14 protein-coding genes are annotated in these 14064 nt (G+C 61.5%); 8 read left to right on the forward strand and 6 right to left on the reverse strand.

Features of this window, described 5'->3' with window-relative positions; translation table 11 throughout:
- The 7 genes from ABIE35_RS07885 to ABIE35_RS07915 form a co-directional block, all read left to right on the forward strand.
- A partial coding sequence (locus tag ABIE35_RS07885) for an alpha/beta hydrolase (RefSeq protein ID WP_354513851.1) occupies positions 1 to 1662 on the forward strand: 1662 nt, incomplete at its 5' end.
- Positions 1663 to 1784: 122 nt separating this feature from the next.
- Positions 1785 to 2177, forward strand: a complete 393-nt coding sequence (locus ABIE35_RS07890; protein ID WP_354513853.1) for a hypothetical protein — start codon at positions 1785 to 1787, stop codon at positions 2175 to 2177.
- 151 nt (positions 2178 to 2328) lie between these two features.
- Complete coding sequence (locus ABIE35_RS07895) at positions 2329 to 2634, forward strand: hypothetical protein (protein ID WP_354513854.1); 306 nt, start codon at positions 2329 to 2331, stop codon at positions 2632 to 2634.
- A gap of 289 nt (positions 2635 to 2923) precedes the next feature.
- Positions 2924 to 3319 carry a hypothetical protein gene (locus ABIE35_RS07900; protein WP_354513856.1) on the forward strand — a complete coding sequence of 132 codons (396 nt, stop codon included), beginning with the start codon at positions 2924 to 2926 and terminating at the stop codon, positions 3317 to 3319.
- A gap of 132 nt (positions 3320 to 3451) precedes the next feature.
- A complete protein-coding gene (locus ABIE35_RS07905) occupies positions 3452 to 3844 on the forward strand; it encodes a hypothetical protein (RefSeq protein WP_354513858.1) in 393 nt (130 codons plus the stop codon).
- 127 nt (positions 3845 to 3971) lie between these two features.
- Positions 3972 to 4892: a Cof-type HAD-IIB family hydrolase gene (locus ABIE35_RS07910; protein WP_354513860.1), complete on the forward strand. Its 921-nt coding sequence runs from the start codon at positions 3972 to 3974 to the stop codon at positions 4890 to 4892.
- A gap of 222 nt (positions 4893 to 5114) precedes the next feature.
- The gene (locus tag ABIE35_RS07915) at positions 5115 to 6530 is read left to right on the forward strand and encodes a stealth family protein (protein WP_369745986.1); all 1416 of its coding nucleotides are present in this window, start codon (positions 5115 to 5117) and stop codon (positions 6528 to 6530) included.
- Here ABIE35_RS07915 and ABIE35_RS07920 read toward each other — a convergent pair.
- The 5 genes from ABIE35_RS07920 to ABIE35_RS07940 all read right to left on the reverse strand — a co-directional run bounded on the left by ABIE35_RS07920 (position 6508) and on the right by ABIE35_RS07940 (position 12386).
- Positions 6508 to 7491, reverse strand: coding sequence for a phosphodiesterase (locus ABIE35_RS07920; RefSeq protein WP_354513862.1), 984 nt, complete (start codon positions 7489 to 7491; stop codon positions 6508 to 6510). The two genes, ABIE35_RS07915 and ABIE35_RS07920, sit on opposite strands and share 23 nt — an antisense overlap.
- Positions 7492 to 7632: 141 nt before the next feature.
- Positions 7633 to 8115, reverse strand: coding sequence for a glutathione peroxidase (locus ABIE35_RS07925; RefSeq protein WP_354513864.1), 483 nt, complete (start codon positions 8113 to 8115; stop codon positions 7633 to 7635).
- A gap of 120 nt (positions 8116 to 8235) precedes the next feature.
- On the reverse strand, positions 8236 to 9927 hold the full coding sequence (locus ABIE35_RS07930; RefSeq protein ID WP_354513865.1) for a M23 family metallopeptidase: 1692 nt from the start codon (positions 9925 to 9927) through the stop codon (positions 8236 to 8238).
- A gap of 326 nt (positions 9928 to 10253) precedes the next feature.
- Positions 10254 to 11351 carry a phenylacetaldoxime dehydratase family protein gene (locus ABIE35_RS07935; RefSeq protein WP_354513867.1) on the reverse strand — a complete coding sequence of 366 codons (1098 nt, stop codon included), beginning with the start codon at positions 11349 to 11351 and terminating at the stop codon, positions 10254 to 10256.
- Positions 11352 to 12386, reverse strand: a complete 1035-nt coding sequence (locus ABIE35_RS07940; protein WP_354513869.1) for a carbon-nitrogen hydrolase family protein — start codon at positions 12384 to 12386, stop codon at positions 11352 to 11354.
- Between the two features lie 186 nt (positions 12387 to 12572).
- Between ABIE35_RS07940 and ABIE35_RS07945 the strand changes: the two genes are divergently transcribed.
- Positions 12573 to 13544 (forward strand): AraC-like ligand-binding domain-containing protein, encoded by a 972-nt coding sequence (locus ABIE35_RS07945; RefSeq protein ID WP_354513871.1) that lies wholly within the window; start codon positions 12573 to 12575, stop codon positions 13542 to 13544.
- A gap of 66 nt (positions 13545 to 13610) precedes the next feature.
- Here the strand turns inward: ABIE35_RS07945 and ABIE35_RS07950 are convergent, their stop codons facing one another.
- On the reverse strand, positions 13611 to 13988 hold the full coding sequence (locus tag ABIE35_RS07950) for a MarR family winged helix-turn-helix transcriptional regulator (protein WP_172324606.1): 378 nt from the start codon (positions 13986 to 13988) through the stop codon (positions 13611 to 13613).
- Between the last annotated feature and the right edge of the window lie 76 nt (positions 13989 to 14064).

Raw genomic sequence — 14064 nt, forward strand, 5'->3', positions numbered from 1 at the left:
ATGGTCCTGGACCCGAGGCCCGAGAGAACGCCGGTCCCTGCACCGGCTGTTTCAGCGGTGTTTTCTGCGCGGGACCGGCCCCGGTTCGCCGGCGGGCCGGGAACCGGAATCACCTCGGCTGATCCGGGCAAGCTGCGCGGCTTCGCATCAGTATCCCGGACTGCTACGAACACCTTGAACTCACACTTTGTCGCAGTCCGGAACGCTTGGAGCAGCTTCACAGCATCGTGTTCCTGGGTGACCATCGAGACTGAATCGTTTGTTGCTGGTTTTGAGCAGCTGCTCGCCGCCAACGCAGCAGACGCCGATTGGATAGAGCAGGTCGCCACCGCATTCGAAACAGCAGGCAACGGCTCTATCGCGGACAGCATGCTCAACGGGCTCTTCATCCAGTACGCAGCACCAAACCAAGTGGGCTTGAACGACATCGGAACCATGAGTGCAGCGCAACTGAAGGTTTGGCTCGGTAGCGGTGGCACGGCCCGGCTGCGAGAACTCCTGACCCAACCAGGACTGGACCCCGTAGCGACTGCCACGTGGTGGTCTGGTCTCGGCCACACTATCGACCGTATAACCGGCACAGTCACCGTTGGTGAAGAACAGCACCTTCTGATCGATGCACTGCCGGAAGTTATCGGTAATCTGAACGGTGTCACCGCGACCGCCCGGAACCTTGCCAACCGCAAGAAGTTGTTGCAGATGCACGACTACTGGAAGAAGTACCGCGACGAGCACGGCGGAGAAGTTGATGAAGGCTCCCAGGAAGGCATGGTCAACAAAGTCTGGGAATCGCTCTACGACAGCGAGGGCAACGAAAGAGCCGCCCATGCTGATGACAGGTCATCGATCTTTCAACTCGTAAGCTTCGTGCCCTTTGGCCGGGGGCAAGGATCGGAGACTGGGTTCGGTGCATCTATTTCTGTGGGAGACCTTGACGCCGCCAAGCACGTCAGCTTTCAGATCCCCGGGCTGGACACCACCGTCGGCAAGGACATGGCCACCAAAACCGAGCAAGCCAATGATCAGCGGCTTGATCAACGCAAACTCGCCGGTTCCAACGGGCTGGATAAGAACCGGATTGCTGTCGTTGCTTGGATTGGTGTTGAGCCGGCCCAGGGTTTGGGTGTGTTCAGCAACGACCAGGCAAAAGTCGTGGGTCCTGCCCTTCGCACCTACGTGACGGGGGTCAACGCCGTTCATCAGAACCTCGACAATACTGCCATGACAACAGCCGTTGGGCACTCCATGGGTTCCCTCGGGGCCATGGAGGCAGCTAAAGCCGAGCTGCCTGTCGATAACCTTGTTCTCGTCGGTGATGTTGGTGCCCCTGATAACGTGACCTCCGTGAACGATCTCCACCTGAACCCCGGCGGAACCGTTTACCGGGGAACTTACGACTGGGACCACGTAGCTGAAGTCGGGCATGGGCTCGGCTGGCAGCGTAAGAGTACCGCAGACTCCGGATTCGGCGCCGTCACCTTTGGCACGGACGGCACTACGGGACCGGATGGTGCCACAGAACTCCCAACGAAAACCCACGACGGACAAACCGGCGGCAAGGACGGTCTCTACGGGTACTTCGATAGGAGAACGCAATCAAGCTATAACCAAGCCAGGATCGCCCTGGGCTTGGCCGACCAACTCACGAATGCGAAACGATGATAGTCGAAACCCCTATCCGATACAGGCGCGTCCTTCCCGCCGCAGCGGTCCTTCTTCTCACTGTTGCAGGGTGCGGGACAACGCCGAGCACCAATCCACCTACCAGCACCGCGGAGCAGACCATGGATCCGGAACAAGCCCGCAAGGAATACCTCGACATCTTCACGGAAGCCCAAGCCCTCGCCCCTGGTGACTGGACGAAAGTCACACCAGATAAACCAGGCGGGGTCTGTGTCCGCCCCCTCGGCACGGAAGGAACCAAAGTCTCTTTCGACACCAGTAGGAGTCCGCTGAGCCGGGAAGAAATGGACGCTCTGCACGACAAGGTTAAGGCCTTGTTCGAGGCCACCGGCTTCACCGTCAAACAAGAATCCGATGGAGGCCCGAACTTCGTCAGACACACCGACGTGTTCGGGCCCGACAAATTCGTCATGGGACTCACCACTGGAAAGTACGAAATAAACCTTGGCGGAAATACCCGCTGCTTTGCCGACCCGGAAGGCAAATTTCGCTAGGAAACGATGACGACCCTGCACCGCCCCCTTTATTGGCGCGTACTTTCCACGAGTGCCGTCTTGCTGCTGCTCGTGTCCGGATGCGCCCGCCGGGTCTTCGGGACAAGACACTGTTACAGCCCCATCAACCTCTCAAACCGCAGCGAGCAACATGCTTCCCGATGACGGGAAGGGCGTCACCACGACAGCGGATGAGGCCAGAACGGAGTTCTTCGGACTCCTCGATGACATCCAGGCCATGGCCCCTGGTGACTGGGTGAACGAGGACATACCGGCAGGTGGATACTGCAACTACCAGGGAACCGGAAACGGCAAACAGTTCGCCGGCGGCCGGACCACGGGCCCCCTTAGTGTCATGGACCGCGAGACGCTCAGACAAAAAGTCGAGCAGTTCTATGAGGCCCGCGGCTACAGCGTGTCTTTGATCAATCGACGACTTCAAACAAGCTCATCATGACCAATGGATTTGGACCAGATGACCTGGTTATCCAGCTCTATACCGGCGACGTCGGCACAATAATCGATGGCAGCAGCCGCTGCGTCCCAGACCCGGAGGGGAGCAAATACCCTGTCCCGGGCAGGCTAATGATTAGCGGCGAATGAGGGAATCAAGAACGTTGAATCGACTACTGATGGTGTCTAGGTCCAGACATGTCCTTACCGCCGCGGCGGTCCTTCTTCTCACCCATGCTGGGTGCGGGACAACGCCGAGCACCAACCCACCTACCAGCACCGCGGAGCAAACCATGGACCCAGAACAAGCCCGCAAGGAATACCTCGACCTCTTTACCCGAATCCAAGCTCTAGCCCCAGGAGACTGGGGTGTTGTGGTCCCCCCTGACATCAAAGGCGATGTGTGCCGGCTCCCGGACAGGTCTGACGGCACACAATTCTCAATTGATCTCCATCGCGACCCGCTGAGCCGGGAAGAAATGGACATTCTTCACGACAAGGCCAAGGCACTTTTCGAAGCCACCGGGTTCACAGTCAAGCAGGAGTCCGATGGCGGCCCGAACTTCGTCAGACACACCGACGTGTTCGGGCCCGACAAATTCGTCATGGGGCTCACCACCGGCAAATATGGCATTTCCCTCGGCGGAAATGCCCGCTGCGTTCCCGACCCGGAAGGCAAATTCCGCTAGGAAACTATGACAGCCAAACGTAACCGCCAATCCAGGTGCGTCCTTCCCGCCGCAGCCATCATTCTTCTCTTCCTTGCAGGGTGCGGGGCAACGCCGAGCACCAATCCTCCTACCAGCACCGCGGAGCAGCTCATGGACCCGGAAGAAGCCCGAACAGAGTACCTTGAACTCTTCAACAAGGTTCAAGCTCTCGCCCCGGGCGACTGGACAAAAGTCACTCCAGAGGCTCCGGGGGACGTCTGCCATCTGCCTCTGGGCATGGAAGGGACTCAATTCAGCTTCGACAGCATGCACGGCGCGATCTCAGAAGATCAGTCTGAAGCTATACATAGGACGGTAAAGGAAGTCTTTGAAAGCAAAGGGCTAAGAGTTGAACAAACCCAGCCCTCGGGGGCGAACCGAGACCAGATCACCACTGGCTTTGGCGATGGCAAGTTCTCCATGCAGCTTGGAACGAGCAGCTTCGGCACCACGCTCGGCGGCAACACCCGATGCGAGCCGGATCCCGAAGGCAAATTCCGGTAGGAACCAGTGACCAGCAAGGTCCGCCGGTACTGTCGCGTACTTTCCACGAGTGCCGTCTAAATCCTTCGTAGGGCGTCACAGACGTCACAGCTGTGAGCGCACCCGCGCGGACTGACAGAATAGGGGCATGACTCAACCGCTCCAAGGTACTGACCGGACCGCTGCCCACACCACGCCTGCCTTGGCGTTGCTGTTGGATGTCGACGGCCCCATCGCCAGCCCTGTTACGCGGGATGTCAAGCCGGACATCATCGTGGACCTGGTGGCCTTGGCCTCTGCGGGCATTCCCGTCATCTTCAACACGGGCCGCTCGGATGCGTTCATCAGCGAGCAAGTCATGGAACCCATGATTGCCGCCGGGATGCCGGCCAACACTGTTATCCACGCGATCTGCGAGAAGGGTGCCGTGTGGTTCAGTTACACCGCCGAAGGCCCCGGTCCCATCCATGTGGACCACGAACTCGCCGTGCCCAAGGCTTACGGGGACGACATCCGCAGGCTGGTTGCCGAAGACTATTCCGCCCACATGTTCTTTGACGAGACCAAGCGCGCCATGGTTTCCGTGGAGCAGCACCTTGAGGTAGCCAGCGCGGACTACCTGGCGGAACAGAAACTCTTCGACGCCGATGCCCTGGACATCATGGGACGCCACGGCCTCAACGCCGCGATTCTGGACCACCATGCACCGGAATCCGATGACACGGCGGACTACCGGCTGGACCCCACCATCATCTCCACGGACATCGAATCCGTCCGCCTCGGCAAGGACCTCGGAGCCAGCCGCGCCGTCGAACTTCTCGCGGCCCAGGGCATCACTCCGCTCTCGTGGAGGACGGTGGGTGATTCCCGCACGGACTATGCCATGGCAGACTGGCTTCACCACAACGATCACGACGTAAAGCACGTGGACGTCCGGCCCGCAGACGGCGTACCGGTGAAGCCCTACACCATCCTGACGGCCTCTGACCTCCAACTGGCGGACGACGTCATCCACGACGACGCCGGCGGCGCTTTCCTCCGCAGCTGGCGCGAGGCACTTTCCATCTAACAACCAGCGAGTCCAGTTTCACGCACCGACGATCCCGGAGATACAGCCATCACACAAGCACAGGTCGATCCGATTTACCACGGCAGCCCGTCCATTGAAGAGGACACGATTGCTGAGGCGATCTCGCCTGCCGTCGTCGCGCACCTTAAGCACCGGTCCGACGTCGTCCGTCACCGTGGGCGGTATGCCCTGATCAACGCCGACCTCACCCCGCAACAGGCCATGGTGTCCGATCTCCTGGCTGTCAGGGCGGCATTGGACGCTGCCGGCGTCGATTTCATCCTGGTGCGCGGCAATGACGAGAGGCCGGTTGTCGCTGTCGACTGGGAGTCGCGCAAGGAGGTCCGTGAGGCGCTGGTGTCAGCGTTCCGGAACGAGCCCTTCTACTCCATGACAGTGGACGCCAAGAAGAAAACCTCGGTCCTGGTGGCTGACGGCGAGCTGTCCGCCAACCGGAAAGCCCGCATCTTCCGCCTGTACCGCCCGCGTGTCGAAACGGGCGGTGGCCTGTGGTACGGCCCGGCGTTGGGTGTGCAGCTGGAACTGTGGCGGTTTGAAGGCGACCATCTTGAGTTGCCCGTGGAGAACTCGCTGACCCGCCGCACCATGCTGCGGCAAGACGCTGTCCGTGGAACCGTCCAGCGGCACGGCCTGACCTGGCCCACCATCGAGAACATGTTCGCGGACCACGCCAGCGACATCGACTTTGATATCGACATGGTTTTCTCGTGGGTGGACGGCAGCGACCCCGAGTACATCGCCAGGCGGCGCGCGCAGCAGGCCGGTGCAGTTCTGGGCGAGGGTGACGACCATGAGGCCCGCTTCCGCCAGATCAACGAACTGAAATACGCGCTGCGTTCGGTGCACATGTTCGCGCCCTGGGTCCGGCGGATCTTCATCGCCACGGACTCCCCCGCCCCGGAGTGGCTGGCCGATCATCCGTCAGTCACGATCGTTCGCAGCGAGGAGTTCTTCGCCGATACCTCAGTCCTGCCCACGCACAACTCGCAGGCCGTGGAATGCCAGCTCCACCACATCGAGGGGCTTTCCGAGCACTTCCTGTACTCCAATGACGACATGTTCTTTGGCCGCCCCGTGGGCCCGGACATGTTCTTCACTCCCGGCGGCATCACCAAGTTCATCGAGGCTGACACCCGGATCGGGTTGGGCGAGAACGACGCCGAACGCAGCGGCTTCGAGAACGCGGCACGCGTCAACCGGAAGCTGCTCTGGGAGCGCTTTGGCCGGATCACCACCCGGCACCTCGAACACACCGCGGCTCCCCTGCGCCGCAGCGTGGTGGCCCGCATGGAGAAAGAATTTCCGGCGGAATTCGCCAAGACCGCCGGGAGCCGTTTCCGCGCTGCGGACAACATCTCGGTCACCAACTCGTTCTACCACTACTACGCGCTGCTCACGGGCCGCGCCGTCACGCAGACCAACGCCAAGGTCAGGTACGTGGACTCCACCATGTGGGCAGGCCTGCATTACCTGCCCAAGCTCCTGGCGAAGCGCCACATGGACTTCTTCTGCCTGAACGACGGCAGCTTCCCGGAGGTTGAAGCCAATGAGCGCGCGGACCTGGTGACGGACTTCCTGGAGAAGTACTTCCCGGTTAAGGCGCCTTGGGAGAAGTAAAGCCACCGGGAGTAACAAGCGGCATCGACGAGGTGTGCGTGCCCGGCGATGTGTGGGCACCCACCCGCGACTCGTGGGGAATGCGGATGCCGGCTTCAGCCAGCCGACGCTGAACCTCGTCAGCGTCCACGGGCTCGCCCACGGTGACGCCGCCGGACATTGGCACCACCGAATGCACAATCGTGTGCTCGTACACGTGGATCATGTTGTACGACTGTGCACCGTCCCTGCCGCGCTGCGCGCCTGCGCGGACACCAAGGTCCTGCGTGTAACACGTGGCCGAGGCCACCGATACCGGGATGCCGGCGAAGCCCGCCGTCGTGGAGTAATGCAGGTGGCCACCCAGGATGGTGCGGACGTCAGTATTACGCACGACGGCGGCCAGTGCGGCTTGGCCGCGCAGCTCCACCAACACGGCGAGGTCCTGGACGCATGGGACGGGCGGGTGGTGCAGGGCAAGGATGGTGCCATCGGGGGCCGGGGTGGCCAATTCGGCAGCCAGCCATTCGAGTTGGGACTCTGACAGTTCACCGTAGTGGTGGCCGGGGACGGTGGTGTCCAAGGTGATGATGCGGAGCCCGTTGACGAAGTAGCTGCGGTCCACCGGGTCGTGGGGCTTGCTGGCCTCGGAGGCGTCCACGAAGGCGGAACGGAAGTTGGCACGGTTGTCGTGGTTGCCCATGGCCCAGATGGCCTTGGCCCCGAGGGTGTCGCAGACTGGTTCGATCATGTCGCGGAGCCGCTTGTACGCTTCCAGCTCACCCTTGTCCGCGAGGTCTCCGGTGAAAATGATGGCTTCCGGCCTGATCCGGGAGGCGATGATCTGGTCGCAGATCTCCTGGAGCCTGGTGGCGCTGTCCACAGAGCCATAGAGCGTGCCCGGACCACCCACCAGGTGCAGATCACTCAGGTGCAAAAGCACATGACCTGGTTTGGGGTACTCGGCCTCGATGAGCTCCATAGCTTGCCTTAGCGTTTGGTGGGAGACGGCGTCTCCCGTATCAATCCAGTAGGGCCAATCCAACCAGACAACTAGCCAACAACTGGCTAACATCCGGCGGAATGTTGGAAAATTACTTTCCTCCCTTCAGAATTGATGGCTTTACGCCAGCGCCTTTTCCACTGCTTTCACAAGGTCTTCGGAGTCAGGCTCCACTGTGGATGGGAACCTTGCCACAAGATCTCCGCCCCGGTTTATGACGAACTTCTCGAAGTTCCACTTCACCTTGGCAGGCTGGCCATTCTCGTCCTGGGTCAGCTGCGCGAACAGGGGGTGCTGCTGCTTTCCCAGGACGATCGCTTTGCTGGTCAGCGGGAAGGTTACGCCGAAATTCCGCTCACAGAATTCCGCGATCTCCTCATCCGCGCCGGGTTCCTGCCCACCGAACTGGTTGCAGGGCACGCCGAGGATCTCCAGGCCCTGTTCGCGGTATTTGCCGTACAGCTCTTCGAGCCCGGCGTACTGGCGTGTGAAGCCGCACTCGGAAGCCACGTTGACCACCAGGACCGCTTTCCCCTCGAACCGGCCGAAGTCCGCTTCCGAGCCATCGTTGAAGGTGAGGGGAATGCTGTACAGGCTGGTCATGGGATTCGCTTCCTGACGACGTCGGCTGGCGGGCTTGCCGCCATCGAGCTTACGGGAGCTGGCTTTGGGGCGCGAAACGCAGGCGTGCCGGCGTTTCGCGTGCCCTCGGCGTAGGGACCTCTAGGGCGTCGGAGGAAGGACAAGGGTGGACAACAGGACCACCGTGCCGTTGGGCAGCCGGACCTTGTCCGGTGCGACGAGGACATATCCGGGCGGAAGAACCACCACTGGGAGCGTCGTCGGCAGTACCGCGACGGGTGCCGGAGCAGGCACAGGAGCCACCGGCGCAACGGGAGCTGGAGCAGGAGCCACGGCCTGCGTGACGGCCGGCGCAGCAGGTGCTGGAGCCACCACTACAGGAGCCGGGACTACTGCGGCCGGTACTGCCGGAGCCGGTGCGGCCGGGGCAACCACGGCGGGCGCCACCGGCGCTGGTGCGGCCGGTGCCGCAGGCGCTGGTGCCACAGGAGCGGGAGCCGCCGGCTCTGGTGCGGCCGGTGCCGGTGCCGCAGGAGGCACGACGGCGGTCGGCGGGGAAGCGTCGGACGACGTCGCTGGTGGTGCCACAGTTTTCGCTGCCGGCGCCGTGGTCGTAGCCGGTGCGGTGGTGGTGGCCGACGGTGTCGGAGTCGGGGTAGCTGTCTGCGTAGGCGTGGTCGTGGGTGAAGCAGTCGGCGTGGCGGTTGGCGTCGGAGTCGGCGTAGCAGTCTTCGTCGGCGTCGGCGTCGGAGTCGGCGTCGCCGTCACGGACGGTGAGGCGGTCGCCGTCGGACTCTGCGTTGGTGTCGGAGTCTGCACCGGCGGTGTGGTGGTGCCCGGCGTCGTGGTGCCCGGCGTCGTGGTGCCCGGTGTCGTGGTGCCCGGCGTCGTGGTACCCGGCGGAACCACAACCGGGAGTGGCTCATGCTCTTCGTGCTCTCCACCGATGACGGCGCGGTTGGTGCCGTCGGCTACCGGAACGGCCCATACCGGAGCCGCAGACGTTCCCGTACCAACGCCGGGCTGGTAGTTGACCATCGAGATGGTCTGCAGCGGATCAATCTGCCGCATGGGCAGGTAGGTCCAGCCGTTGGGGTTGGTGTGCAGGCCGTTCACGATTGTCTCGAAATGGAGATGGCAGCCTGTGGACCAGCCGGTAGTGCCAACTTGGGCGATGACCTCGCCAACCCGGACGGACTGGCCTTTGGTGACGCCGATGGCCTGCAGGTGGTTGTAGGTGGTGACCAAGCCGTTGCCGTGTTCGATCTCCACGCGGTTTCCGCCACCCCACAGGTGCCAGCCGACGGCCCGGACCACACCGGCGTCGGCCGCGTAAACCCGCGTTCCGCAGGCGGCGGCGTAATCCTGGCCCCAGTGGAACTCGCCGGCCAAGCCCGTCAAGGGGCTGTAGCGGTAGCCATAGTTGGAACTCAGGTTGAGGACCTCGAGGGGTGCGTACAGTGCACCGGCAGGCGGACGGGACAGCCCGGCGGAAGCTACCGTGAGGCTTGTGGAACCGTCTTTGCTGACGGTTCGGACCATAGCGCGGTCAAAGTAGACCATGGGGGTGCCGGGAAGTTGTTCCGGAGGTTCGGGCATGGGATCGATGACGAGCGTCTCGGCCTCCGGCGGCACCAGGGTGCCCAATGCCGTGGGCCCGACGACGCCCTGCGCCAAGGAAGTATCAACCGTGCTGGCGGGGACCGCATTGAGCGGTTGGAAGCCGAAGGCGAAGAAGGCCAGAACTGCGAGGCTTCCCGCGATGAAGACGCGATGGAATCCTTCGGCACGGATCAGGTCTATTGCCCGGTCTGAATCATGATGCTTGCCCACAAAACACTCCCCAAAAGCCAGCGGCACCAAACCCCAGCCTGGCGTGCAAGCACCATTGTTGCGGGAATCACATCAGAAATAAAGGCTTCGCGGGTCCTTGCCGCGGAAAGGTTCCATCAGTTTTTGCTCAAGATGTCTTGAGTGATCAATGGGAACTCCGTGTTGGCCGTTGGATAGTCGTTTTTTGATCTTGATACTGCAGGTCTCGTGCCCATGTTGGATCAGCGGGATTGCGGAAGGCCAGACCAGCCCGGGGATCCTGGGCGCCCCGAATCGGGGAACTGTGAAGTCGCTCGGACAGACTTACTGGCTGGCCACCTTGCGGATCATGTCTTGAGTTGGGGGTGCTGAGTCTGCGGCCTGCTCGCGCCGAGCATGCCTGTTGCAGCGTGGCAATTGTTGTACTCGTAGTACTGCTGTTCGCGTGAGACCACTGCGACTTCATGGCTGAGGAGAAGCCTTGCGCCGGCGTTTGCCTGCAGGAATTTCATGGCAGACATAAAGATGGCAACGTGGGTCGGATGTGATTCCGCCCACCTCTCCATGTCCTCCAGGCTATGCCAGAAGCTCAGTCCGAAGCTCTGTTGAAGCACATTGCCGTTTCCGTCGCTGCTCGTCATGTACCTGTTGGAGTAGCAGCCGATTGACGCACCTTCCGTTGTCAGGAAGTCCATACCAGCTTTGAGTTGGGGTTCCACGTCGCCGAAATAGGAGGCACGTTCCGCGTCGTCGCAAAGGCTCCAGTTTTGACCGGAGCGAATGATCGCCAGGTTGTCGTGGGGTTCCACCCTGACGATCCTCGGGTTCTCGGGGACGAATGGGTTGCCGGCAGGCTCGAGGGCTTCGGATTGAGCAATCGGCAGACGGTCGCGCATGCTGCCCCAGTACCCGTGTTCCTGGATTTCCCCGCTGAATCCTCCGGTGGCCATCCGCGCGACCCCTTCCGGGAACGTGTTGGAAGAATACAGGGTCTCAAACCCGCGTGCTTCCGGGGTGACTGCTTCGATCCAGCGTCCGTAGCCGGCAAGCTTCAGGCCAGCACCGATGACTGCATCACGGTGCTTCTCGAACCAGCGCCTGTAGGCCCCGGCGTCGTCCCAATAGGCAATGATTACCTGGTTGTCGAAACCTTGTTCGTCCGTGTGGACGGCATGCTCTCGGGATATTGGTCCGTTTTCCTGGGCACACAGCTCCCACATTCCAGCGGAGGCTGCTTTCGCCTCCATGGAGAGCGGGTGCCTGCTCTGCACGCCGAGGAAGGCGCAAACAAGACTGCTGACGCCTTCCCCGAATCGCACGGAATAGGACGGGTAAGGCGGTGTGTACCTATCACCTACCCGCTTTGGGCGCGTCCGTTCAACCATGAGGTGTGCCGGGATCGAAGACTCCATAGCCGATTCCTGCCCGCTGGGATCAGGTGCCATCTAGAGTTCCGCCATGACTGGAAGCACTGGTTCTTCTGCGTGGCGGAGCTGTTCAGTACCGGGGGCTGAATCCGTTGGCGGGGCGGTGTGGATGACAGCCCGCCGAGGAGCCTTGTTGAGCACCAGCTGCGTGGCATCGGGGCGGGAGTAGTGGCCTGCAGGGTCGGAAATAGCCTTCGATGCTGGGATAAGACCCAAATCTATCTCAGCGTAGATGAGGCCTTCCTGGTCTTCCGGGAGGGACTCGTGGAGTTGCTGGCCGTCGGGTCCGAAGATGCGGGCATGTCCGCCTCCGGTTTTCAGGAGCGCCTTCTGCATGTCGGTGGTGCACATTTCGTCCACCATGTCCTGGGACACGGTGGCACACGGGGCCAGGACGAAGCACTGGCCTTCCACGGCATAGATCCGCGAGGCGGATGTGTTGACCTCCGGGCCGAGTGCGTGGGCGCCACCTTCGTATAGGGAAAAGCTCGGCCATGCGGCGACGTGGACCTGCTCGTTCTGGGCGTACATGGCGTACTTCGACAACGGCTGCAGGTGCTCCCAGCAGCAGAGCCCGCCGACCCGGCCCAGCCTGGTGTCCCAGACAGCGAGGTCGCTTCCATCGCCTTCGCCGAAAATGGTGCGCTCGACATACGTGGGCTTAAGCTTGCGCCGCTGGGAGATGGTCTGCCCTTCACTGTCGATGAACCATTGAGCGATGTAGAGGCTGCCGTCGTGGCGTTCGCTCAGCCCGACGCTGACCACGATGTTATTGTCCTTCGCGGCCTTCGAGATGCGGTCCGCCTGGGGAGTTCCGTATTCGAGGGAATTATCGAAGTAGCGTTTGGTGTATTGCGGTAGCCACAGGGCAGGCGCATCGAGCCAGGCGTACCATGGGTAACCCGGGAGCCAGGTCTCGGGGAACGCAATGATCTCCGCGCCGTTATGGGCCGCCTCCTCGATCAGTGCAATCGTTTTATCTATGGTCATGTCCAAATTGAGGAATACCGGTGCTGCCTGAACGACGGCTGCTTTGAACTGTGGGTGGTTCATGGTGATCTCCTAAAGCATGTGATGCCAGTCATGGAAGTGGATGTGTTTCCACGGTATGACTCAATTCCGGGGCATTCTTGATCGAGAATCGCAGGAACGTTGACTGCGTGTATCACGTTGCATGCATCCCCCTCTGCCTTGCGAAACCAGCCCCCAGGTGGGCACAAGGCGACGGTAAGATGGGGCATGGCCAAGGTAGTGAGCACAGCGGCGGTGCCTCCTCGGAACAGTGTCTCGTTCTGGACGGAGGCCGTCTCTCATACTTTTGTTGACCTCGACTGCAAGCCGAGTGACGGCCGCGAGTCCATAGACGGCGAAATAGCTGTCCAGACTCTGGCGTCGCTTGATTTGGCCCGTGTACGCGCCTCTGCGCAATCCGTCTATCGCACACCAGCTGCCATCGAGGCTTCCTCCGACGACTACTATCTCGTCGGCATGCAAACCGAAGGCTCATGCCTGGTCACTCAGGATGACCGCTCGGCAGCCCTACACAACGGCGGATTCGCGCTTTATGACACCACTCGACCATATTCACTGCTGCTGACCGACCACTTTGAGCAACTTGTGATCCGCCTTCCGAGAACGGCTTTGGAGCGACACTTGCCCCAAGCCGCCAGACTCACCGCACTGGCAGTGAACGCGGACCCGGGGGCTGCACGTCTGCTGGTAAATACCGTGCAGTTCCTGGCGAACGATATTGACATTCTGCCCCCCGACGTCGCCTTGTCGGTCTCTCAGGGGGTGGAGCATCTGATTGTTGCTGGGTTGGGCGGCCTCGCCCAGGGAATCCCGGACGTTCACCGGATCTCCCGGCGCAAGCTCGTGCAAACCCATATCCTCGAAAATCTGGGCGACGATTCCCTATGTATCAAATCCATCGCTAGAGAGCTTCACTTATCTCCCAGCAGCATCCACCGCGCTTTCGCAGCGGACGGTGAGACAGTGATGGGCTGGGTCTGGCAGCAACGTTTGAACCGGATCCGGGAGACCTTATTGACCGGAACATATGACGGCACACTGACGGACTTGTTCCTTACGTGGGGATTCTCAGACCCCGCGCATTTCAGCCGGGCCTTCCGGCAGCGGTACGGACACGCGCCCTCGGAATTGCTGCGCCCGATAGCCGCCACGCATTTCACGCAGCCTCCGACCCAGTAACGGCCGATCGCTCGCTCGGAGCGCTGCGGTACGCGGTTCAGGGGCCAGAAAGTCCGCCAGTCCGATTCAGCCCAGGTTTTCCTTCAGCAGCGCCCGGTGCTCGACGGCGGCCGTTGAGTGGAGCGCGCGGCCGGCGTCCGTCAATTCCAGGAACAGGGAGCGGCGGTCGTCCACACAGGTTTGGCGAGACACCAAGCCTGCTTTTTCGAGCCTGTCCACCACCTTGGATACGGCGCTCTGCGTCATGGGAGTGCGCTCCCCCAGTGCCTTCATCCGGCACGCCGATTCTTCGCTTTCAGCCACGAGATCCAGGATTTCGAACTCGTTCAGGCCGATGTCGAACTTGGCTTCCAAGGCGCGGTCAATCGCTCCTGCGGTGCGGAAGTAGGAGTTCTGGATGCTGCGCCACTGCTCAACCAGTTGACGGTCACGCGTCGTTGCCATGTGGCGATTCTAGTTCATTACGCGATTTGAATCCACGTCATAAAATTCTGCGTCATCCAATGACATGTCATCGTAG

This window comes from Paenarthrobacter sp. 4246, from assembly GCF_040546855.1.
Classification (GTDB): Bacteria; Actinomycetota; Actinomycetes; order Actinomycetales; family Micrococcaceae; genus Arthrobacter.

What these genes read in the sequence shown, in the direction of transcription:
- ABIE35_RS07890 (WP_354513853.1), top strand. Translation starts at nt 1,785, where the DNA reads ATGGATCCGGAACAAGCCCGCAAGGAATACCTCGACATCTTCACGGAA.
- ABIE35_RS07895 (WP_354513854.1), top strand. Translation starts at nt 2,329, where the DNA reads ATGCTTCCCGATGACGGGAAGGGCGTCACCACGACAGCGGATGAGGCC.
- ABIE35_RS07900 (WP_354513856.1), top strand. Translation starts at nt 2,924, where the DNA reads ATGGACCCAGAACAAGCCCGCAAGGAATACCTCGACCTCTTTACCCGA.
- ABIE35_RS07905 (WP_354513858.1), top strand. Translation starts at nt 3,452, where the DNA reads ATGGACCCGGAAGAAGCCCGAACAGAGTACCTTGAACTCTTCAACAAG.
- ABIE35_RS07910 (WP_354513860.1), top strand. Translation starts at nt 3,972, where the DNA reads ATGACTCAACCGCTCCAAGGTACTGACCGGACCGCTGCCCACACCACG.
- ABIE35_RS07915 (WP_369745986.1), top strand. Translation starts at nt 5,115, where the DNA reads ATGGTGTCCGATCTCCTGGCTGTCAGGGCGGCATTGGACGCTGCCGGC.
- ABIE35_RS07920 (WP_354513862.1), bottom strand. Translation starts at nt 7,491, where the DNA reads ATGGAGCTCATCGAGGCCGAGTACCCCAAACCAGGTCATGTGCTTTTG.
- ABIE35_RS07925 (WP_354513864.1), bottom strand. Translation starts at nt 8,115, where the DNA reads ATGACCAGCCTGTACAGCATTCCCCTCACCTTCAACGATGGCTCGGAA.
- ABIE35_RS07935 (WP_354513867.1), bottom strand. Translation starts at nt 11,351, where the DNA reads ATGGCACCTGATCCCAGCGGGCAGGAATCGGCTATGGAGTCTTCGATC.
- ABIE35_RS07940 (WP_354513869.1), bottom strand. Translation starts at nt 12,386, where the DNA reads ATGAACCACCCACAGTTCAAAGCAGCCGTCGTTCAGGCAGCACCGGTA.
- ABIE35_RS07945 (WP_354513871.1), top strand. Translation starts at nt 12,573, where the DNA reads ATGGCCAAGGTAGTGAGCACAGCGGCGGTGCCTCCTCGGAACAGTGTC.
- ABIE35_RS07950 (WP_172324606.1), bottom strand. Translation starts at nt 13,988, where the DNA reads ATGGCAACGACGCGTGACCGTCAACTGGTTGAGCAGTGGCGCAGCATC.